Annotated in this window: 18 protein-coding genes and 1 pseudogene; 9 read left to right on the top strand and 10 right to left on the bottom strand. The window is 48.3% G+C overall.

Annotated features, from left to right (window positions below):
* Nucleotides 1–30: 30 nt before the first annotated feature.
* Nucleotides 31–3246: a molybdopterin cofactor-binding domain-containing protein gene (locus AC2A06_RS16920; protein WP_484381046.1), complete on the bottom strand. Its 3216-nt coding sequence runs from the start codon at nt 3244–3246 to the stop codon at nt 31–33.
* Between the two features lie 634 nt (nt 3247–3880).
* Here AC2A06_RS16920 and AC2A06_RS16915 point away from each other — a divergent pair.
* On the top strand, nt 3881–4294 hold the full coding sequence (locus tag AC2A06_RS16915; protein WP_473197115.1) for a DoxX family protein: 414 nt from the start codon (nt 3881–3883) through the stop codon (nt 4292–4294).
* Nucleotides 4295–4346: 52 nt separating this feature from the next.
* On the opposite strand, the gene smrA is transcribed toward AC2A06_RS16915, so the two are convergent.
* A complete protein-coding gene (gene smrA, locus AC2A06_RS16910) occupies nt 4347–4919 on the bottom strand; it encodes a DNA endonuclease SmrA (RefSeq protein ID WP_473197114.1) in 573 nt (190 codons plus the stop codon).
* A 232-nt stretch (nt 4920–5151) separates the two neighbouring features.
* Between smrA and AC2A06_RS16905 the strand changes: the two genes are divergently transcribed.
* Nucleotides 5152–5490, top strand: a complete 339-nt coding sequence (locus AC2A06_RS16905) for an MbeD/MobD family mobilization/exclusion family protein (protein ID WP_023492057.1) — start codon at nt 5152–5154, stop codon at nt 5488–5490.
* A gap of 39 nt (nt 5491–5529) precedes the next feature.
* On the top strand, nt 5530–5976 hold the full coding sequence (locus AC2A06_RS16900; protein WP_023492056.1) for a DUF1198 family protein: 447 nt from the start codon (nt 5530–5532) through the stop codon (nt 5974–5976).
* A gap of 211 nt (nt 5977–6187) precedes the next feature.
* Here AC2A06_RS16900 and asr read toward each other — a convergent pair whose 3' ends face one another.
* Entirely contained in the window at nt 6188–6505 is a 318-nt protein-coding gene (asr, locus tag AC2A06_RS16895) for an acid resistance repetitive basic protein Asr (protein WP_484381045.1), read from the bottom strand.
* Between the two features lie 229 nt (nt 6506–6734).
* Between asr and AC2A06_RS16890 the strand changes: the two genes are divergently transcribed.
* Nucleotides 6735–8345, top strand: coding sequence for an ATP-binding protein (locus AC2A06_RS16890; RefSeq protein ID WP_484381044.1), 1611 nt, complete (start codon nt 6735–6737; stop codon nt 8343–8345).
* Nucleotides 8346–8467: 122 nt separating this feature from the next.
* Here AC2A06_RS16890 and uxaC read toward each other — a convergent pair whose 3' ends face one another.
* From uxaC to AC2A06_RS16870, 4 genes are all read right to left on the bottom strand, one after another.
* Nucleotides 8468–9886 (bottom strand): glucuronate isomerase, encoded by a 1419-nt coding sequence (gene uxaC, locus AC2A06_RS16885; RefSeq protein ID WP_484381043.1) that lies wholly within the window; start codon nt 9884–9886, stop codon nt 8468–8470.
* Between the two features lie 91 nt (nt 9887–9977).
* Nucleotides 9978–11441, bottom strand: a complete 1464-nt coding sequence (locus AC2A06_RS16880) for a fructuronate reductase (RefSeq protein ID WP_484381042.1) — start codon at nt 11439–11441, stop codon at nt 9978–9980.
* 53 nt (nt 11442–11494) lie between these two features.
* Nucleotides 11495–12796 (bottom strand): TRAP transporter large permease, encoded by a 1302-nt coding sequence (locus AC2A06_RS16875; protein WP_023492050.1) that lies wholly within the window; start codon nt 12794–12796, stop codon nt 11495–11497.
* A gap of 47 nt (nt 12797–12843) precedes the next feature.
* On the bottom strand, nt 12844–13335 hold the full coding sequence (locus tag AC2A06_RS16870) for a TRAP transporter small permease (protein WP_473197109.1): 492 nt from the start codon (nt 13333–13335) through the stop codon (nt 12844–12846).
* 460 nt (nt 13336–13795) lie between these two features.
* On the opposite strand from AC2A06_RS16870, the gene AC2A06_RS16865 reads away from it, so the two are divergent.
* The 4 genes from AC2A06_RS16865 (at nt 13796) to uxuA (ending at nt 18779) form a co-directional block, all read left to right on the top strand.
* Entirely contained in the window at nt 13796–14788 is a 993-nt protein-coding gene (locus AC2A06_RS16865) for a TRAP transporter substrate-binding protein (RefSeq protein WP_484381041.1), read from the top strand.
* Between the two features lie 80 nt (nt 14789–14868).
* Complete coding sequence (locus AC2A06_RS16860) at nt 14869–16656, top strand: glycoside hydrolase family 2 protein (RefSeq protein ID WP_484381040.1); 1788 nt, start codon at nt 14869–14871, stop codon at nt 16654–16656.
* Nucleotides 16657–16760: 104 nt separating this feature from the next.
* Nucleotides 16761–17498, top strand: a complete 738-nt coding sequence (locus AC2A06_RS16855; RefSeq protein WP_484381039.1) for an FCD domain-containing protein — start codon at nt 16761–16763, stop codon at nt 17496–17498.
* 96 nt (nt 17499–17594) lie between these two features.
* Entirely contained in the window at nt 17595–18779 is a 1185-nt protein-coding gene (uxuA, locus tag AC2A06_RS16850) for a mannonate dehydratase (protein ID WP_023491774.1), read from the top strand.
* An 85-nt stretch (nt 18780–18864) separates the two neighbouring features.
* On the opposite strand, the gene ompL is transcribed toward uxuA, so the two are convergent.
* From ompL to AC2A06_RS16835, 3 genes and pseudogenes are all read right to left on the bottom strand, one after another.
* Nucleotides 18865–19533 (bottom strand): porin OmpL, encoded by a 669-nt coding sequence (gene ompL, locus AC2A06_RS16845; RefSeq protein ID WP_484381058.1) that lies wholly within the window; start codon nt 19531–19533, stop codon nt 18865–18867.
* 140 nt (nt 19534–19673) lie between these two features.
* Nucleotides 19674–21110, bottom strand: a complete 1437-nt coding sequence (locus AC2A06_RS16840; RefSeq protein ID WP_484381038.1) for an MFS transporter — start codon at nt 21108–21110, stop codon at nt 19674–19676.
* 439 nt (nt 21111–21549) lie between these two features.
* A pseudogene (locus AC2A06_RS16835) lies at nt 21550–21657 on the bottom strand (NAD(P)-binding domain-containing protein); the annotation flags it as partial.
* A gap of 236 nt (nt 21658–21893) precedes the next feature.
* Between AC2A06_RS16835 and AC2A06_RS16830 the strand changes: the two are divergent.
* Nucleotides 21894–22790: a sugar kinase gene (locus tag AC2A06_RS16830; protein ID WP_484381037.1), complete on the top strand. Its 897-nt coding sequence runs from the start codon at nt 21894–21896 to the stop codon at nt 22788–22790.
* The last annotated feature ends 13 nt before the right edge of the window (nt 22791–22803 follow it).

Genomic DNA, 22803 nt, shown 5'->3' with positions numbered 1-22803 from the left:
ATAGTTACCCAGTAATACGGGTGAGCCCACTTACTTGCCGAGTTGCCGCTGCACATCCGCCATCATATCGCGGAACATATTGACGAATACCGGCTGTTTGTATGCTGCAGACCAGCGTTTACCGATTGCCGCGTAGATCAATTTGTCCAGGATCTGGCACGCGCTGTTGATGACATCGTCAGACAGCTTCTTGCCAGTCAGGCAGGCTTCAATGTCTATTAGGCGCTGAGGCTTGCTGAACAAAGCGCCGTCAACCAACCGGCAATAATCAATCACGCCATTGGCATCACAGTCCACCAGGCACGTCAGGCTCTGACGCGTGATGTTCAGTGCATTACGGCGCCCCAGTTGATGATAAAAACTCAAGGCAGCGGGTCTAGCCAACGGCGGCAGAATCACTTGCGTCAACAGTTCATCCGGCTGGCGCTGAGTTTTGTATCCCGACAGTAAAAACTCGCTTAAAGACATCCGCCGCATCGCCTGACGAGAGCGCAGTTCAATAACGGCATCGTAAATAATCGCTGGCGGGATCGAATCCCCACAGGGGGCCGCATTGACCATATTGCCGCCAATGGTTGCCCGGTTACGGATCTGGTTGGAACCCACCGTGCGGCACGCCTGCGCCAATAACGGATAGCGTTCACGAATCACTGGGTGCTCAACAATACGGTTAAACGTTACCGCACCACCGATAAATAGCTCCCCGGTCGCGCTATGCTCGGTTATCTGCGTCAACTCTGGCAGGTGGGAAATATCGATTAAGTTTATCGGCTTGGTTTGCAGACGAGCCTGAACGATAACATCAGTACCACCAGCAATGGCACTGGTGCCTTCTGTCTTCAACAGCTCCAACGCCTGTTCCAGCGTTTGCGGGCGGGTCACCGTGACGTCGGTCAGGCGCAACACCTGTTTCCTGCTGGATGGTTCGATCATCAACTCACTCTGTCGGGCCGGTTTTTTCAGGTTATAACCCAAAATGACCTGCTCCAGTGTCAGAGGCAGTTTGTTAAAACGCGTGCCCAACGCCGAGCTGACTGCGTTATTAATCGCCGCTGCCGCCAGTTCCGTTGCTGGCTCACCAATACCTTTGGCACCGAGTGGCCCTGCGGCATCTGCGTTCTCCACGCCGATCACCGTGATAGGTGGAATATCTTTGATGGTCGGCAGCAAGTAGCTGTCGAAGTTCTCCGATTTAACTTCCCCACCTTCAATGTTGAAGTCCTCCAGCAGGGCATAGCCGAAGCCCTGTGCCACACCACCACTCACCTGCCCTTCAAAGCCGACAGGGTTAATTACATGGCCGACATCATGTACTGCCGTAACATGTAACAGCTCGGTTTTCCCGGTGCTGGTGTTGGTGCGGGTTTCGGCGACCTGGCAACCATATACCCAGGTAAAATAGGGGCTACCGCATCCTTTCTCTTCGTCCCAATGGATGGGGGGCGGCACGAACCAACCATACTCCGTCAGGCTGACACTCGCCCACTTGGTCTTGTTCACCGCCGTTTTGAAATCGATACGTTTTTGTTCATTGAATCGGTTGATAATCCAGCCATCCTGCCACAAGGTATCAGCCAGGTTTGGGCTACCCACCGTTTCAGCAACCACGCTCAGAATACGTTGCTTGATCTTCTCTGCCGCATCGAGAATCGCTCCACCACCCACCAGGGTTCCGCGCGTCGCCGCTGTTGAACCACCGTCACCAATCATCGATGTAGGCGGCTCACTAAAACGGATTTCAGCTAATGGAATACCAAAGGCTCCTGCGGCAATCAGTGACATGGCGGTCTGTAGCCCCTGCCCATTTTCCGACACGGAAGTGGCGATATTCACGCTGCCATCTTCGTTCACCTGAACCAGTGCCGTTGAGGTATCTACCCCTTCCGCACCGATGGAGCAACCACGGTAGCTGAGCGCCAGGCCGATGCCATAACGGTGCACACCACCACGCTGATTCAGTTGTTCATAATGTTGGCGTTTGGCTTCAAACTCGGTGGCCGTCACCGCTTTATCCAGAACCTCCAGCGCCGAGACTGTATGCTGGTCAAACACCTGGCCGGTAATTGAAGTGTCACCCTGACGCAACGCATTAATCCGGCGGATCTCCACCGGTGACATATTTAACTGGGCAGCAATCTCATCCATCAGTGATTCATTGGCATAAACCACTTGCGGTGAACCAAACCCGCGCATCGCAGAGGTGTAACTGTTGTTGGTATAAACCCCGGTAACATCGATACGCACATTGGGAATGTTATAGGGGCCAGCGGCTTGTACCGAGCTACGCCAAGTCACAAACGGCGTTGAAGCGGCATAGCCACCACTGTCGGCCAGCACATCGACTTTCATTGCCAGAATATGGCCGGCATCATCCAAGCCGACTTTGTACTTCATCTTATAAGGGTGGCGCTTGCAGCTTTCCAGAATGGACTGTTCACGCGTATAGGTGAATTTGACTGGCCGACCGGTCAGCGTGGTCAATAGCGCCGAACGGCAAGAGAGGTGATCAATAATATCATCCTTACCCCCAAACGAACCGCCCATCACCGCGCGCTTAATATTGATGTGGCTTTGTGGGCACCCCATAAAGCGCGCCACAAAACTGCGTACCCGGTGCGGGTTTTGGATCGATCCTGAAATCACTAAATGGCGTTCCGTCGGGTCCAGCCAGGTAAGCACCACTTCCGGTTCAATGTAAGCATGCTCCTGAAAACCCACTTCATACTCACGTTCAATAATATGCTTGGCATGGGCAAAACCAGCATCAATATCCCCTTTCACCGTATGATGATGGGCGGCAATATTGTTTTCCCGCTCTGGGTGGACCAAGCGAGCATCTTTCTTCAGCGCCTGTTCAACATCGGTCACCGGGGTGTAAGGGGTATAACGCACCCGGATTTTATCTGCTGCAGCACAGGCGGCTTCATAGGTTTTCGCCGCCACCACCGCTATCACATCCCCGTGGAAAACCACTTCATCTTTGATGATCGGCAGGTAATCTTTAACCATGATGCCAACTACAGGTTCACCGGGGATATCCTTATAAGTGGCAATTTTGACCACACCATCAATTTTCAGTGCTTCGCTGAGATCAATCTCCTCAACTTTACCTGCGGGAATATCTGCATAACGGCAAACACCGTACAACATACCCGGTAACATCATGTCATTACCGTAAACAGCAGTACCTGTGACTTTCGCCAGTCCATCCACTCGCCGTACAGGCGTTGAACCTGAAGCACCCATTGCATTCTCCTTCATTATTTTTATCAGCGGCGAACACCCTCACGTTCGCCAATACATTTGAAAAAAGATCCAAGAGATATGCCAACAAATAGCGCTGGCTTTTCGGCGTAACATCCTTGTGATGCCATTCACATAATTTAGCTAAATAATTAATTTTTTTGATGAATAACCCCAAATAAACTCAGGGTTTTATCACGTTAAAACTCACGCCTATCTCAAATTGATAATGGGCAGCGTATCAGGATGATAATCATTGTTTTAACAAAGGAATCAAAGTGATAAATCAAACAACAATCAACACTATCAACAGATTGATAATCGGCAAAATCTGAGCGGTGTAGACAGCAAAGCAGCAGGTCATTAATCAGCAATGGCGATGATAACCCGAGCAAACCGCAAGTTGAGTGCGCGATGGAATTACACAACTTAAAGGATGTAGATATACTCTTCATACTTCAAGTTGCTTGGGTGTTGACTGCCTTCGTTCACCCCAGTCACATAGTTAGCTATGCTCCCGGGGATTCCCTTAGTTGTCGCCTACAGGCAACTCGAATTATTTTGCGTATAGACGTTATTTAAATTTGTTCTAATCTTTAAATTGTAACGCCCATTCATCGTGATTAAGGGGTTCACCATGAACGAAACTTTAAAAGACAGCACCATTCTGCTGTCAAGAATTCTGTTGATGATGCTGTTTCTTGTTTTCGGTTGGATGAAATTAACCAACTTCGGGGCCACCGTTAGCGCGATGGAAGGTTATGGCACACCACTGCCCTATCTGGCAGCATTGATATCCATACTGGTTGAATTTGTTTTCGGTATCGCCATTGTCGTGGGGTTCTACACCCGTCCCTTGGCCATCATTTATGCCATCTACGTATTGGGTACAGCTTTGATTGGTCACCCATTCTGGCGGATGAGTGGGTTAGAAATGCTCGGGAATGAGATTAATTTCTTTAAAAACATCAGTATTGTCGCCGGGCTACTGCTGCTGTCGATTACTGGAGCCGGGCGTTTCTCTCTGGACTATAAATTTCGTAAACAGTAACTTTTCCCTGATGGCGGCGTAACGCTACGCCGCCATATATTACCTAAAGATATCAACGGCTACGTTTAGCATGGCGTTCAAAGTTATCTATTTTCGCTGTCAGCGATTTGCGTAGCGTGACATAGCAAGCCCCCTCACCGCCATCCCGAGGTAGCGCCCGGCAAAAAGCCTGTACCTGTTCAAACTGCCCCAACCATTTGGCCACATAACTGCGGATGATATTCGGGTGGCTTTGATCTGTTCGTCCACGGCCATGGACAATCAACAGTGAACGCAGGCTATCTTGCTCAGCCTGAACCATAAAACGGAATAGTGCCTGGCGGCAATGTTCTACTGGCTGACGCAGTAAATTGAGGCTGGCCTGCGGGGGGTAGCGCCCAGTGCGCAACTTGTCCAAGACGCCTTGCTGAATGCCTTCGCCTTTATATTCCAATGGGGTATCGCACGGAATGATGTCGAGAAACCCGGTACTGAGAAAGTTTTCCTGTTGCAACGCCTGCGCTTCGCGGCGCGCAAGTTTATCCACCACGTCCTGTGGCTTAAGGTAGAGCGTTTGTTGCCCCTTGGGTAGCGGGGTCACATCAGCCATGGCTTGCGTAAAAAAACCTTGGTCATCGTCGTTCATTTCACATCACTCAAAAAGATGGCCTGACGGTATCCTTTAATGGTCCCCACACGGCTCAAACCCTGCAAAAAACCAGATAGGCGCACAGGGAACCGACTGTTTGGGGCCAGTCAAACCCATTGTAAAGTGCTGTCGCAAGGTTGCAAATCAGTAATACGCAGCAACAAGTGAGCTTATGAGCGGTTTTAGTTATACTATCGCCCATTATTGAGTGCCGCAAAGGATCGAATCTATGACTATGCGTGAGCTGGAACTCCATTTTCACCATGCAATGAACGAGTTGCAAGCCAGCTTCGAAAAGCAGCACCGTGAATGGCAACACAGCTATCAGGCTTTGCAACAGCAGTTAGAAGAAGCCAAGCAGCGTGAAATCATCTTGCGTATGCAAAACGAACAGCTAGTACGCAAACTGAGTACCGCTAATTCAGTGCCAGAACAACATGTTCTGATCAAGCAGATCAAAATATTAAGTGTCCATTTGGAGGCACTGGCACAAGATGCCGCCAACTTCAATTGCCAGGTGAATCATCAACAACCATCTGCAGACAATTTCAATAGTGAACAACACTGACGTCATTCTCTGGCGCAGCAAAAAGGTAATGCACCATCAATGATCTGGATCATCATCGCCGCCCTGTGCGCCACATTTATCATTGGTTATCTTGTTTTGACTTCCGATACCCGCAAGGCCATCGCTTCATTGGCGCGTTTCCTGAAGGTAAAACCGATGCTGATTGAATCAATGATGCAGGAAATGGGTAGCCGCAACAGCCAGGCCTTTATCCGGATGTTGAATAATGGCTATACCGAAGAGATGCATCAAGCGGCGTATCTGTTGTTTATCTACCTGACGTTTATCAAACAGGCGGATGACCAACAGATTGATCTCTGGCGAGAAACACTGTTACGTGCCGGGCTGCCAGCGGTGTTGTATGCCGAGCACACTGAAGCGGCACTGTTTTACTTTGCAGAACTGGATCTGGATGCGTTCGAATTGGCTCAGTTTCGCCGCGCCTATAACGAGCGCTATAACCGGATATCAATCGCTAGCGAATAAAATCCACGCTAGCAGCATGATCAAAGAAAAGAGTCTGGCAGAAACAATGCCCAAGCCACCACCAAACCACATATGGCTACAGCACTGAAGATCACTTCAAACAGGTAGCGATTAAGCATGATGGTTTACCTCAAAAAAAACACCCGGAAAACCGGGTGTCGTCAATACTGAGCAGCACAAGCGGAACCGGTAATGGCTCCGCAATTGTTACTTATTGCGCTGCTGGCTCTGCGGCTTTTTTGTCGGCTTTTTTGTGGTGCTTTTTAGCGGCCTGAGCTTTTTGCTCTACAGCTTTCTTAGTGGTTTTTTTGCTGTGCTTTTTAGCAGCCTGAGCTTTTTGCTCTGGTGCTTTCTTTTCAGCTTTCTTGTGTGCTTTCTTATGATTAGTGGCTTTAGCTGGCGCTTGCTCTGCCGCTGGTGCAGTCGTTGAGGTTGCTGCTGGAGCAGTTGTTGCTGCAGTATCAGCAGCGAAAGCAACAGAAGACAGGCCCATGGTAGCAGCAACGATCATCGCTAATACTTTTTTCATCTTTAAATCCTCAGGAAGACATTGTTTTCAGTAGGCCCCGAATGAGGCGTTAAAATGATGATAACGGAATCAATAGTATGCTTCCGTGAGTGATTGGTTTCGCCGAGTAACCAAATGTACAAAGTCTATGAGGCCGGTTGCTGATAATATGGCTGAGTTGGCATGGTAGCCATGGTCATTGCAGCGGTAGCAAATTAAAACAGTCTGGATAGAGGCCCCATAATCACCCATGCGTATAACACTCTCTTTTCACATCAAACTTTTTCTTTGCCTGGTCGCCTGTTCAAGTGTGCTGCTCACGCTGATTGGCGTTTACACCTACTATAATCTGAATACCCAGTTGCACCGTGATCTGGGTGCCCGCGCTCAAGTCCAGGCCCGTGAAATTGCGCTGATCCCGACACTGATCACCGCAGTAGAGCAGAACAATACGCAAGATATCGCCAATCTGATGAAACAAATCCGCGCCGCCAGCGATGCCAGTTATATTGTGGTTGGCGATCGGCACACCCTGCACCTTTACCATTCCGAACACCCCAAACAACTGGGGAAACCGATGGTGGGGGGTGACAATAAAGAAGTGTTGGAAGGTAAAAGTATTATTTCCATCCGCGAAGGCGGCATCGGCATTTCATTACGTAGCAAGGCACCGATCCTTAATGCGGATGATCAGGTCATTGGTATTGTTTCTGTCGGTTATCTTAAGAGCCATATCGACCGCTTAAATGCCCGAACACTCACTCAAATTGTTTTTTCAGTTCTCCTGCTGTTAACGGCGTTGTTTCTTTTTTCCTGGTCATTGTCGAAAAACTTAAAACGCCAAATGTTCTCACTGGAACCCAAAGAAATCGCCCTGTTGGTACGCCAACAGAAAGCCTTGCTGGAAGCGATTTATGAAGGCGTGATCGCTATCGATCCACAGTTACGCATTATCACCATCAACTATGCCGCCCGTGAGTTACTTGACCTAAAACAGCCGATGAGCAGCCTGCTGGGGCAGAAAATCGGTGATCTTATCCAGTCACAACCGAATTTCTTTTCCGCCAGCCAATTGGAACAGGATACTCATGATGAGATCTGCCGTTTCAACCATATACAGGTGATTGCCAACCGGGTACGTATTATGCAGGAGAATGAATTACAGGGTTGGGTGATCACTTTCCGCGACAAAAACGATATCAATACCCTGAGTAGCCAGCTTAGCCAGGTAAAGCGTTATGCCGACAATCTACGCATCATGCGCCATGAGCAGTTGAACTGGACGGCCACGCTCGCGGGTTTGTTACATATGCAACGGTATGATGAAGCTATCCGCTATATAGAAGCACAATCAGAAGGTGCGCAGGAAATCCTCGATTTTATCTCTCAACGTTTCAGTTCCGCCACGATCTGTGGGCTACTGTTGGGTAAATACGCCAGCGCACGTGAAAAAGGTATCACGTTGCAGTTTGATCCCGCTTGCCAATTGCGCCAACTCCCGGCGGCATTAAATGAAACCGAATTAATGTCGATTATCGGCAATCTGTTGGATAACGCGGTGGATGCCACACTGCGTTGTGCGCCGCCTTATCAAGCCGTAGAACTGTATATTAATGACAGCAGTAACGAATTGGTGATTGAAGTGGCTGACCATGGCACCGGTATTGCCGCCGAAGTGCGTGATACGCTGTTTGAACAGGGGGTTACTACTAAACGTGGAGGCGACCACGGTATTGGTCTGCACTTGGTGGCCAGCTATGTCAGCCAGGCACATGGCAGCATCGAGGTTTCGGATAATGACCCTTGTGGTACCATTTTCTCGCTATTTATCCCCAAGACCTATCAAGAACCGCCCCAGTAACAAGTAATAAGTAACAAGTAACAAGTAACAAGTAACAAGTAACAAGTAACAAGCCTAGCGGTTGAATAGGTCTGAGTATCGGTTATGGCCCCCATTAGGGTGCCATAACCCCTATTTTGTTGTTACTCACCCGGCAACATAAAGTACGCTTTGGCATTGTGGTAACAAATATCTTCAACCATCTTGCCTAACATGCGCATATCACGGGGTACTTCACCATTTTCCGCCCATTGCCCAATCATGTTGCAAAGAATACGACGGAAGTATTCGTGGCGAGTATAAGAAAGGAAGCTGCGCGAGTCTGTCAGCATACCCACGAACTGGCTTAACAAACCGAGCTGAGACAACTGCTGCATCTGGCGTTCCATGCCATCTTTCTGGTCATTGAACCACCAGCCAGAACCAAATTGGATCTTGCCCGCGATACTGCCATCCTGGAAATTCCCCATCATGGTTGCCAGCATTTCGTTATCACGCGGGTTCAAACAATACAGAATGGTCTTGGGTAATTCGTTGGTTGTCTCCATCGCATCCATCAAGCAAGCAAGTTGCAGCGCATATGAACGATCACCTATCGAATCGAAGCCGCAATCCGCCCCCAGTAAACGGAACATCCGCGTGTTGTTATTACGCTGAGCCCCCACGTGTAGTTGCATGACCCAGCCGCGTTTGGCGTACTGCCGGCCAAGCCAGACCTGTACTGCCGTAGTGAACTGGTCAATTTCAAGTTCAGTCAGCGTTTCACCTGCCAAACGACGCGCTAAAATAGCATCTAACGTGCTTTCTGCCGGAACAGCCGCAAAACGCACCACCTCAATGCCATGGTCAGCCGCGCGACAACCGTGGGCACTGAAGTGCTTCAGGCGGCGTTCCAGCGCCGTCAGCAAATCAGCAAAACGCGTAATCTCCACATCGGCCACCGCCCCAAGTTGAGCCATATAGGCGGAAAAACCGTCTAACTCAATTTTAAATGCGCGATCTGGACGCCAGCTAGGTGCCACTTCAATAGCAAAGCTTTGATCGTCCGCGATCGCTTTGTGGGCCTCGAGAGAATGAATAGGGTCATCGGTGGTCCCGGCCATCACCACATTCATTTGCTTCATAATGCCGCGAGCAGAGAATTCAGGCGTCGCCAGCAGTTCATTACAGTGGTGCCAGATATCCTCTGCGGTTTCCGGGCCAAACAGTTTGCCGGTTACACCAAATGGACGGCGTAACTCCAAATGAGTCCAGTGATAAAGCGGGTTACCTAAGGTTTTGGGAACAGTTTGCGCCCATGCCTGGTACTTCTCATAGTCCGAGGTTTCTTTACCGGTAATCAGTGACTCGGGTACCCCCGCAGAGCGCATACCACGCCATTTGTAATGATCACCCTCAAGCCAAATTTGGCCCAGGTTAGCAAACTGCCGGTTCTCGGCCACTTCTTTGGGGTTGAGGTGACAGTGGTAATCATAGATTGGCATCGCCTTCGCGTAGTCATGATAGAGCTCGCGGGCGGTATCGTTCGACAATAAGAAGTCTTCGCACAAAAAATTTTTCATTTTCTCTTTCACTAACACGATTCATATTCGCGCTTGAGGGGGGATGTGAATAACAATGCCCGCGCAATCGGCGCAGGCATTGAGTGTTAAATTACAGTGATGCTACGGCAGCGCGCGCACCCTGATCCAGAATCCGTTGGTAAGCCTCGGTCACTGCGGTGACAAAGGTGTCATTGGCAATAAGGTCGGTACCAAATATCGCTTCAATGGACAGCAACGCTTTCACCACCGAAACGTTAAGGCCCTGCTCGGCATAAATTGCCTGTAACTGTGCCACCATCGGGTCACGGACATCAATGGCTTCACCGCGTTCATCAACCCCCGCCACATAACGCATCCAACCGGCAATCCCCATTGCCAACCATTTAAAATCGGAACCACGAGCAAGGTGGTAACGCAAAGAACCGCCCATACGTTGTGGGATTTTCTGGCTACCATCCATGGCAATTTGCCAGGTCTGGTGTTTTAGGCTGGGGTTGGTAAACCGCTCAATCAAGAGGTTGGCGTATCCTTCCAAGTCGGTGCCTTGTGGCATCTTCAATGTTGGCGCTTGCGCTTTCATCATCATGTCGAATGCCGCTTTGCGGTAGTCAGCATTGGTCATGGTATCGGAAATATGTGCGTATCCCCCCAGGTAACCGAGATAAGCCAGGAATGAGTGGCTGCCGTTCAGCATACGCAGCTTCATTTCTTCAAAGGGCACCACATCGCTGACAAACTCAGCACCGGCCACGTTCCAATCAGGGCGCCCCGCCACAAAGTTGTCTTCAATCACCCATTGGCGGAACGGCTCACAAGCGATACCACAAGGGTCGGCGACACCAACCAGGGCTTCGATCTCTTTCAGTGTCTCTTCTGTCGCGGCAGGCACAATACGGTCAACCATGGTGCATGGGAAAGTCACATGGTTTTCAATCCAGGCAGCCAAATCAGCATCAACCAAGTTGGCAAAGCCGAGTACTGCGGCTCGCGCCACATGGCCGTTCTCTTGTACGTTATCGCAAGACATCACGGTAAAGGGCGCTATTCCCTTCTCACGACGTTGACGCAGGGCTTCAACAATGTAGCCAATAGCCGAGTTGGGGTCGCGAGGATTGGCTAAGTCAGCAACGATTAACGGATTTTTTTTATCCAGACGACCGGTTGCAGGGTCAGCACAATAGCCTTTTTCGGTGATGGTCATGGAAACAATCGCCACTTGCGGTTCGGTCATTTTCGCCAGTACCGCAGCTTTGCCGTCAAGCGCTGGGTGCAACGATTCCGTCACCGACCCAATCATTTTAACTTGTGTCGCCTGCGCGCCCTTCTCTGCCACGGTGTAGAGATGGTCTTGTTCGCGCAACTGTTTGATCAGCGCTTCACCACCAACCAGGTTAACTTCACAAATCCCCCAGTCACTGTCTGTTTTCTCTAACATCTCGTTAGTAAACAACGCCTGGTGTGCGCGGTGGAAGGCACCGAACCCCAGATGCACAATACGCGACTTCAGTCGACTACGGTCATAGCTCGGCACAATAACGTTAGCGTTTAATTGGCTATCGCTGAGGTTTTTCATTTCAATAGTCCTTACAAAAGAAGGAGAGCCCCAAAGGGCTCATCCAATAATTTTTAATAACCGAGGAAGAACCGAGGAAGAGTCAAGCTGATTTGCGGTATAAAAGTAACCAGTAGCAGCGTTGCCACCAATACCACATAGAATGGCAGTAGTGGTTTGATAACTTTATCAATTTTCACGTTACCGACTGAACAACCGATAAACAGTGCGCTCCCCACTGGCGGCGTACAAATACCAATACACAGGTTAAACGTCATCATGATACCAAAGTGTACCGGATCCATTCCCAAGTCCATGGCGATTGGCAGGAAGATAGGGGTAAAAATCAGTAACGCAGGAGTCATATCCATAAAGATACCGACGATCAGTAAAGCAACGTTGATGATCAATAGGATAATGATGGGGTTATCAGAAATCGCCAACAGAGCATCACTGATTAGGTAAGGGATATCAGCGTTAGCCATCGCCCAAGACATCCCCATTGATGTACCAATCAATAACAAGACGATAGAGGTGGTGACCACCGATTCAAGTACGATACGTGGCAACTGCTTGACACTGACTTCACGGTAGAACACCACCGCAAGAATCAGCGTGTAGACCACCGCAATGGCAGAGGCTTCTGTAGCGGTAAAGATCCCACTGATGATCCCCCCCATGATGACCACAACCAGGCTAAGGCTAGGCAGTGCATCCAGGGTTTTCTTGATAACTTCAGCGCGAGTCGGTTTTGGGGCAATGGCATAGCCGCGTTTTTTGGCAATAAAACCCGCCACCAGCATCAAACCCAGGCCCATCATAAGGCCGGGAATATAACCTGCCAGGAATAGCGCCCCGATTGAGGTACCACCAGAAATCAGCGAGTAGACAATGAAAGTATTACTGGGCGGAATAAGCAGACCCGTTGGGCAGGAAGTAATGTTAACCGCGGCTGAGTACGCTGGGTCGTAACCTTCTTTCTTCTGCAGTGGCGCCATGGTGCCACCAACTGCTGCGGCTGATGCCACGGCTGAACCTGAAATGGCACCAAACATCATATTGGCGATAATGTTTACGTGCGCCAGTGAACCCGGTAGGCGGCCACCCAGAATTTTGGCAAATTCAATCAGGCGCATGGCGATACCGCCTTGGTTCATGATGTTACCCGCCAGGATAAAGAATGGGATGGCGAGTAACGCAAAGCTATCCAGACCAGAGGCCATTTTCTGCGAGATAACCGCAATAGCAGCATCAAAAGGCAACGACAGTGTTACTGCTAATAACGAAGCGAGACCGATAGAAAATGAAATTGGCACCCCGATACCAAGTAACAGAAAAAAGCTACCAAATAAGACAATAAGCACTTGCCATTCCACGGTATTATTCCTTATTCAATGAGTTATTGTTTTTATGATGGCTGTAATCAAGCCAACTTTTGACGCGCAGAAATGAGTTCCACCAGATCGCGAATGATGTACATCACCATAAACAGACCGCTCAATGGAATCGCTGCATAAACCAGGCCCATTTCAATGCCCAGAGCAGGGGAAATCTGGCCTGTCGCCATGGTTTTCAGCATCAAGTTGCCGCCACCGTAAATCATGATGATAAAAGCAAATGCCGCACTGAAAATATTAATGACTATGCTGAGTTGATTGTGTTTTCTTGGGCTGTGCTCAAGTTTCATTGGTAGCAGATCAATCGCCAGATGACGCTTTTGCCCCAAGGTGTATGCCGCCCCCATCAAACCTACCCAAATGAAGAGGAAACGAGAAATTTCATCGGTGAATGTACTCGGATTATTCAGAACATAACGAGAAAATACCTGCCACGATACGGACAACACCAATACACTACTGAGCGAGATACAGAATAAAGAGAGCACCTTATTCATGATGTTGGTAAGTTTATTCATCAAAGTCTCCTAAGTGACCATTCATTCGCGTCCAATAATGTCGCAATCAACACAGACTCCTTGGCAGCGTTATCGTCCAACTAAATCCCTTGGTTTTGTCAGCTCACCGGGTGTTCTCAGCTCTCTCCTACCCCGTCATGGTGACCAAAGGTGATATGAGTGCGCACATAACCAAGAGTGGGCGGCATTTAAGCACAGAGTAAAAGTCACTCTTGTGATAAGAGTCACAATAAAATTGGTCAGTCCACTTTTCTCAACCAGATCGTGATATTGGTCAACCAATTCACTTTTTTTAGTTGAAAATTGGTTTGCTTTGACTCAAGTTGTACAAGTAATTAGCTACCCCTGGTTAAGCACTGCAATTGGCTAACCAAAAACAGCAGAACATCTATACCCGGTTCATTGCAGTTTTCGCTTGCATCAACGGGGTATAACAGAACGATAAAACCTGGAGAACCTTATGCGTATTAGCAAAAAAGTGCTGGTGACATTCGTTACCTGTGCCCTGGCAGCCACCACCTCTTTCTCAACGCTTGCAGCAACCACGTTAAAGTTGAGCCACAACCAAGACCGTAACCATCCAGTGCACCAGTCAATGCAATACATGGCTGACAAAGTGAAGGAATACACCAACGACCAAGTACGCATCCGTATCTATCCAAACGGGCAACTGGGTACTCAGCGTGAATCCATGGAACTGCTGCAAAATGGTGCTCTCGCCATGGTTAAATCAAACGCCAGTGAACTGGAAGCGTTTGAGCCTGCTTACGGCGCATTCAATATTCCTTATATCTTCCGTGACCGTGACCACTATTACCGGGCCATGGAAAGTGATGTGGGTGAAAAAATTCTGGCGACATCGCACCAGAAGGGTTTTGTCGGCCTGACTTACTACGATGCCGGCGCTCGTAGCTTCTATGCCAACAAAGAGATCAAAACACCAGCTGACCTGAAAGGGATGAAAATCCGCGTTCAGCCAAGCCCAACGGCCGTTGAAATGATCAAAATGATGGGTGGCTCACCAACACCACTCTCTTACGGCGAGTTATATACCGCATTACAACAAGGTGTGGTTGATGGTGCGGAGAACAACGAAACCGCACTAACCACCGCTCGTCACGGGGAAGTGGCTAAATTCTTCAGCAAAGATGAACACACGATGATCCCGGATGTGCTGGTCATCAGTTCTAAAGTTTGGGACGGGTTAAAAGAAGAAGAACGTCAAGCTATTAAGAAAGCGGCGAAAGAGTCAATGCAGTTCCATAAAAAGCTATGGACCGAGATGACCGCCAAATCCATTGAGGAAGCTCAATCGACCATGAAAGTTAAGTTCATCGACGTTGAAAAACAACCTTTCGTTGATGCGGTGAAACCGATGCACGAAGCTGCACTGCAAAACCCAGTGATTGCTGACTATGTGCGCGGCATTGATGCCCAAGCCAACACCCAGTAACAACCTGTCGCTATCCCGTACCCACAGATAGTCAATATAGAGAGCGCGAATCGCGCTCTCATATTTAGGAATAAAAACCAATGTTAGAACGTTCTGAGCTTGCTGAAAACGCGATCAACTGCCTGCATGACGAACAGTATGATCTGCCATTCAATCTGCAAAACCTGAATCACACCAACATGCTGTTTATGGGGGGACGGGCCAGCGAATCACTTAACGGCCATTGGAACTTTGCGGTTGACCTGCTCGATACCGGTCTGCGTCAACGTTGGCACGAAATGACACCCATGCCCGCAGAAAAACGCACCGAGCCCTGGGATTATGACCCTTATGTGGGGGAAACCATTCCAGTCCCTTCTTGCTGGCAGATGCAAAAAGAAAAATGGTACTTCTTTGAAGGGAGTGCCTGGTATACCAAAGCCTGGGATTACCAAGAAGCAGCAGCGGGTGAGCGTGTTTTCCTGCGGATTGGGGCCGCTCAGTACGATTGTAAAGTGTTTCTAAACGGCGAATTTATTGGTAACCACTACGGCGGTTCCACGCCATTCTTCGCCGAGTTTACCGGTAAATTGCAAGCAGGCCGTAATTGGATCATGTGTTGTGTCAACAATAACCGCACGCTGGATCGTGTCCCGATGCGCAATACGGACTGGTTCAACTACGGTGGCATCTATCGTGACATTGAAATTGTGCGTACCCCTAAAGCGATTATCCGCGACCTGCATGTTTACCTGGTACCCAACAGCCAGTACAACCTGATCCATATTGATGTTGCGGTTGAAGGCAGCGCAGGCCATGTTGAAATAGCGATCCCTGAACTCAATCTGCACAGTACGGTCACCATCACCGACGGCAAAGGTACGGTTGAGCTCGCTGCCCAGCCAGAATTGTGGTCACCAGAAAACCCAAAACTTTACGATGTCACCGCCGCGTTCGGCCAAGACCAAGTATCAGATCGCGTTGGTTTCCGCCAGATCGAAGTTAAAGGGACTGAGATTTTCTTGAATGGTGTCAACACCTTCCTGCGTGGTATTAGCGTACACGAAGATGACCAAGTTCTGGGTAAAGTTGTGACCCCGGAAGATCTAAAGCGCCGTTTCCAGCATGCGAAAGAGCTGAACTGTAACTATATGCGTTTTGCTCATTACACCCACCACGAGATGGCAACCCGGATGGCTGACGAACTTGGCTTTCTGATTTGGGCCGAGATCCCGGTTTACTGGGCGATTGATTTCGACAATCCAGCGACTTACAGTGATGCAGAAAACCAGCTTATCGAAATGATAAAGCGTGACCGTAACCGTGCCTCTGTGATTATGTGGTCGGTAGGTAATGAAAATGCGGACACCGATGCTCGCCTCACCTTCATGGCTAACCTGGTTAAAGCTGCCCGCGATAACGACCCGTGCCGCCTGGTTTCCGCCGCTTGTCTGGTTAACCACGCTAAGAACAAGATTGAAGATCGTCTTGCGGATCACCTGGATATCATTGGTATCAATGAATATTACGGTTGGTACGAGGAAGTTTTTGATGACTTGATTGAGATTGGTGAAAACTCAAACCCCGGTAAGCCGGTGGTGATTTCAGAAACGGGTGCAGATGGCTTCATTGGTGAAGGCGCACCGAAAACCGGGTTCTTCAGTGAATCTTACATGACCGACGTGTATCGCAAGCAAATCGATTACCTGGCAAAACTGGACTACATCAAAGGTATCTCCCCTTGGATCCTGTACGAATTCCGTGTTGAGCGGCGTCAGAATATGTTCCAAAAAGGATGGAACCGTAAAGGATTAATTTCTAATGATAAATTTACCAAAAAAGAGTCATTCCAGTTGCTTGCGGACTTCTACGCAACATTGAAGCCGTAAACGGTATGGTAGCATCATTAATTGGTTGACCAGTTGGTTGACCAATTTAACTAGGGTGATATAATCCCCCAAAGAAACTGGCGAGAGTATTAATGAGTACCACCATGTCAGAACCCAAAAGACTGTATCAAGAAATTGGATTTTTGCTGCAAGAGCGTGTTGCCAAAGGTGAATTCAAAGTGGGTGACCGCTTGCCACCAGAGCGTGACATCGCAGAAAAAATGGACGTCAGTCGCTCAGTTGTGCGCGAGGCGATCATCATGCTGGAACTCAAAGGTTTGGTGGAAGTGCGCAAGGGTTCCGGTGTGTATGTGATTAACCTGCCAAGCGAAGAAAACCCATTGACGCACTCATCTGCATCAGGAACGAGTAGCGATATCGGCCCTTTTGAACTGCTTCAAGCACGCCAATTGATTGAAAGTGAAATCGCCAGCTTTGCCGCACGGTATATCACCAAAAGTGACATTCAACGCCTGCGTGATGCATTAAACACTGAAAAGCGCAATCTTGAAGCTGGTTGTGATGATTACGATAGCGATGAGCTATTTCACCTGACCATTGCCGCCGCCTCGCAAAACAGCATACTCGCTGACGTAGTCAATGACCTGTGGCTACGCCGTCATGAGAGTTCAATGTGGCGGCAGTTACATTCGCATATCGTTAATCATGATTACCGCAAAGCCTGGCTGCTGGATCATGAGCAGATCCTGATCGCGCTGCAAAAACGTGACCCAGAAGGCGCACGCAAAGCAATGTGGGAACACTTGGAAAACGTTAAACAAGTGCTGTTTGCACTTTCAGACGTTGATGACCCGAAGTTTGACGGCTACCTGTTCCCTTAACCCTATTTCCCGCAGAGGAGCCAGCTCCTCTTATTCGTATACGGTCGTGACTTTTGCTCAAGGTGAAAGTCCACCATGATAGAAGGTAGATTAACCATGGAACAAACCTGGCGCTGGTACGGCCCCAATGACTCAGTTTCACTCGATGATATCCGTCAAGCAGGCGCGACGGGAATTGTTAACGCGCTTCACCATATCCCGAATGGTCAGGTTTGGACCAAAGAAGAAATTCTTGCTCGCAAAGCCATCATCGAAGCAAAGGGTCTTACCTGGTCTGTGGTTGAAAGTGTCCCGGTACATGAAGAAATCAAGACACAAACAGGCAACTACCAACAGTGGATTGATAACTACAAGCAGACCCTGCGTAACCTGGCACAATGTGGTATCGATACGGTGTGCTACAACTTTATGCCGGTGCTGGACTGGACACGTACTGACCTTGAATATCAAATGCCTGATGGCTCTAAAGCGTTACGCTTTGACCAGATCGCCTTTGCAGCATTTGAACTGTACATCCTAAAGCGCCCAGGTGCCCAAGCAGACTACGCCAAGCAAGAACAAGAGCAAGCGCTTGAGTACTTCAACAACATGTCCCCAGAGCAGATCAAGCAATTAACCAGCAATATTATTGCCGGTTTGCCAGGTGCAGAAGAAGGCTACACGCTGGAAGAGTTCCAGGCACAGTTAGACCGCTACGCTGGTATTACCAAGGATCAATTACGTCAAAACATGGCGTATTTCCTGTCAGAACTGATGCCGGTGTGCGAGGAAGAAAACATCAAGATGGCGGTGCACCCTGATGATCCTCCGCGCCCAATCCTCGGGTTGCCACGCATCGTCTCAACTATCGAAGACATTGATTGGTTAACTGAGAAAGTGCCCAGCAAGATGAACGGTATCACCATGTGTACCGGTTCTTACGGGGTGCGTGGTGACAACGATCTGGTCAAGATGATCAAAAAGCATGGTGAACGTGTTTACTTCACTCATCTGCGCTCGACCCAACGTGAAGAACAAAACCCGCTAACCTTCCACGAAGCTGCACACCTGGAAGGCGACGTCGATATGTATAGCGTGGTGATGGCGATCCTGGAAGAAGAGCAGCGCCGCGAAAAAGCGGGCGATCAGCGTAAAATCCCAATGCGTCCTGACCATGGTCATCAAATGTTGGATGACCTGAAGAAGAAAACCAACCCAGGCTATTCGGCCATTGGTCGTCTAAAAGGTCTGGCGGAAGTGCGTGGTTTAGAGTTGGCGCTAAAACGTGCATTTTTTAGCTAAGACAATTAAATAGCAATAACGCGGTTAAACCGCGTTATTGCCCATCAAACTATACCTATCAAACTATACCTATCAAAAAAACGCGTTAGAAGGTATAACGCACCCCTACACGAATACGGTACTGTTCCTGATTATAATAGTTCCAGCGATCTAACCATTGCAGGTCGAGATAAGGCATCCAGTTATTATCTATTTTATAACGGAATGTATTGGTGATCTCCCAATGATGGCTCTTGCCATTTTTACTATAGAAATCATTGGTCCGAATGAAATAATGTGGCTCGAATGTATAATTAAATTGATCGGTGATTTTAAAGTTCCAGTAATTGGCAATTTCATGCGTGTCATTGCGTGATGGGTTACCATTAAAATCGATGGTGTCATAATTGCTACGATTATAACGATAACGCACCGTCAGGTTGAACGATGGCAGAAACTTGTAATTATTATCCAGATAAACAGAACCCCCTGACCCAGCACTATTTGAGTTCACCAACCCACCGGTAGTAATAGTCCATTTGTCTGTTGGACGAAAAATTGGGTACCACCCTTCTAATTCATTATAACTATGCTTTACTTGATCAAACTTCCCGACATTATAAGCGTTGGTCGCCATCAGGCCCTGTCCGCCATCAAAATGATAACCACCACGCAGAATGACTTCGCTTAAGTCTGACGCGGTATTATAAGCGGTACGTGTTTCCAGATAAGCTCGCCCAGCTTCAGCACCGGCTGAAATGACCAGCGTCGTCATTAATAATGCCAACTTGGTGTTACGCACAATAGAACCACAACTCCTAGACATGGTTTACATTTCCTTGTGATAAAAGAATAAAGGGCTCCGCTATACCTGAAGGTATAGCGGGTAAGTATTATTACTGATGGTATAGCGAGTTAAACTTCTTCAATAATCTCTTTTTTTATTTCCGGATAAACTTCCCGACTCTCTTCTCGTTTCTCTTTTCTGATATTAATTTCTGCTATTATCTTCATAAATAGCGCTTCATTGAGTTTATAGAAGGTGGCCATCATAATGGCGGCCCCCATCGCCAAGATACAAGGATAAATAAAGATTAACTGGCGAAATCCTTCCAGCACTGCTGGCGACTGCTCAATATTCGGTATATAACCAATTTGCGTTAACATAATACCCGGTAAAAATCCGGCCAAGGCAGCAGATATCTTACGCGAGAAAGTATACCCGGTGTAAACCGACCCTTCGGCACGAATGCCGGTTTTCCATTCACCATAATCGACAGTATCGGGCACTAACGCCCAATTCAGGCTATTAACGAAAGCGGTACCAAAAAAGGCCATGCAGGAAAATGCCACAAAAGAGAACGAAGTGCCGCCCCAGGCATAGTTAAATAAGTCCCCCAGGCACCATAGCAGTAGCCCGCCCAGATAGACGTTCTTTTTGCCAAAGCGTTTTACTGCGGCGGGCACCATCAGCACACCAATCAAAATGCAGCCCATGCTAAAGAAGCCCATATAAGAGAGCAATTTGATATCGTGCAATACGTATTGGGTGTAATAAACCTGGATTGCCAATTTGATATTAAATGCCGCTAGCGTACATAAATTGGCAAGACACAATACTAACAACGGTGGGTTTTCAAAAATAGCGCGGAACGATTTTAAAATACCGGGTTTATGATGGGCTGGCACCATTTCAACATAACGCTCTTTAACCCCGGCATAGCACCACCACATGCAAAATACACCGCAAGTTGCAAAGACGACCGCAGCAATCAGATAACCGATTCCTGGTTGCTCAGTAAATAACATTTGGATAGGAATAAATCCGACGGTGCACAGCAGTAATCCTAAGGTCGCCCCCCCTTGCCGCCAAGCCGCCAGTTGAGCACGCTCTTGAGGGTTTTTAGTGATCGCGGGCACCATTGCACCATAAGAACAATTCATCAAACTGTAAAACAGGCCAAACAACATAAACAGTACCGTTGCCAATACTGTCTTAATATTCAAACTGAAGCCGCTATTGGTAAAGTTTGCCACTGCCAGTAATCCGACTGGCAACGAAGCATAAAGAATAAATGGTCTGAACTTGCCTTTAACACCAATATTACGCCGAGAATCTAACAAGACACCGGTCAACATATCAGTAAAAGCAGTAAAAAATTTAGCGATCAGAAAGATCACACCACCATAAATTGCAGGTATCCCTAAAATATCGGTATAGAACTTCAGTAAATAAAGTGTACCGATACACAACATCAGGTTAGAGCCAAAATCCCCCATGCCGTAAGCGAATTTTTCACGCAGTGGCAAGCGTAATGTGACGGAGTCTGAATAGGATATCGCGTTGGGCATCTAAATGGTCCTTATTATTGTCTTATTTTTTATTTTTCAGGCGTTAGCACTGTTGGCTTTATGTACACAGCGATATCGCTAACCTAAGCAATTGCCTGGCAATGATGAGCCTCATCCTTGAGGCTCGACACAGGACCGGTGCAAAGGCAATGCAAATCTGTGGTAACCCATTTGCCTTACTTTCGCCGTCTGGCTGTCATCTGAAATCCAGTGGGAATATCTGCTGATACCTTAAATCCATTGCCCCTTGGATGCATCTATCCCCAACCTCTCAACTCATACCGCTGGACTGACCTGACGCTTTCACTCTTCCAGCTCGCCGATAATTTTGAGGTAATTTTTCTCTGTCAAATGGTAGAACAGCACCATGGTTAACGCCGTCAACACCGCCAAACCCTGATAGACCTTACGGAAGAAGGTAAACCCGGTTTAAACCCTACCTTCTGACCGCCGCCGGGCTAATATCAAACACGCTCAGCCGGTGCCCCAGCTTGAGCAGGTTGCTGGCTATGGGTGCCCCCATTTGGCCTAGCCCGATAAATGCGATCTATGCCATGGTTATTTCCTGTTGATTACAAGTGTCATCTTTGCGTCAACTCAATGCGCACAATTTAGACCACTTCTGTCTGTTTTTGATCGTATTTGTAATTTATGATTGAAAAATTGACATTCATCACTCTTTTAACATTTGAGAGAATTAAAATGATGGCATCGTGATCGGTAGCCAATTTTTGGCTGATAACCGTTTTACTCACAGCAAATTAATAACCAAGGATCCTGACAATGACTCGAATCGCATGTGTAGGTATTACGGTGCAAGACCGTTTGTATTACATCGAACAACTGCCCACTGGCGGTGGAAAATATGTCGCCAATGACTATCGTGAAATTGGGGGAGGCCCGGCGGCAACCGCCGCTGTCGCCGCTGCCAGGTTGGGGGCTGAAGTGGATTTTATTGGCCGTGTTGGTGACGATGCCACGGGGCAAACGCTATTGGCGGAACTGAACGGTTATGGGGTTAATGTTAGTCATGTTCGCCGCTATCCACAGGCGCGTTCATCACAATCGGCTATTCTGGTGGATGCTCAGGGTGAGCGCATTATTATCAACCACCCAAGCCCCGATTTGCCTGAAGATGCCAGTTGGTTGAATGAAATCGACTTTAGCCAATATGATGTGGTATTAGCTGATGTACGTTGGCACCAAGGTGCTTTGACGGCCTTCACCCTAGCGCGGCGTGCGGGTGTCACTACTCTGTTGGATGCGGATGTCACACCGCAAGATATCCATCCACTGGTCGCCTTGGCTGATCATGCGGCGTTTTCTGAACCCGGTTTACTGCGTATGACCCAGGAAACCGATATTGAGCGTGCTCTGCGCTTGGCTAAAAATGACAAAAATGGACACATTTATGTCACTCAAGGTAAACATGGCTGCTTCTGGCTAGAAAACGACCAGATAAAACATCAACCAGGCTTTAAGGTGGATGTGGTGGATACCACCGGTGCTGGGGATGTTTTTCATGGCGCATTAGCCGTTGCTCTAGGCTCACAACCCAATATCGCTCAGGCAGTGCGTTACGCTAATGCAGTAGCTGCGCTGAAGTGTACTCGCCCTGGTGGCCGTGCAGGGATCCCCAATTGTGAACAAATAGATTCTTTCTTGGCCAGTTTTGTATAAAATGTTCAATCAA

The sequence above is a fragment of the Serratia sp. HNCC26DJ244 genome, assembly GCF_057180565.1.
This window is presented reverse-complemented; position numbering and strand designations above follow the sequence as displayed.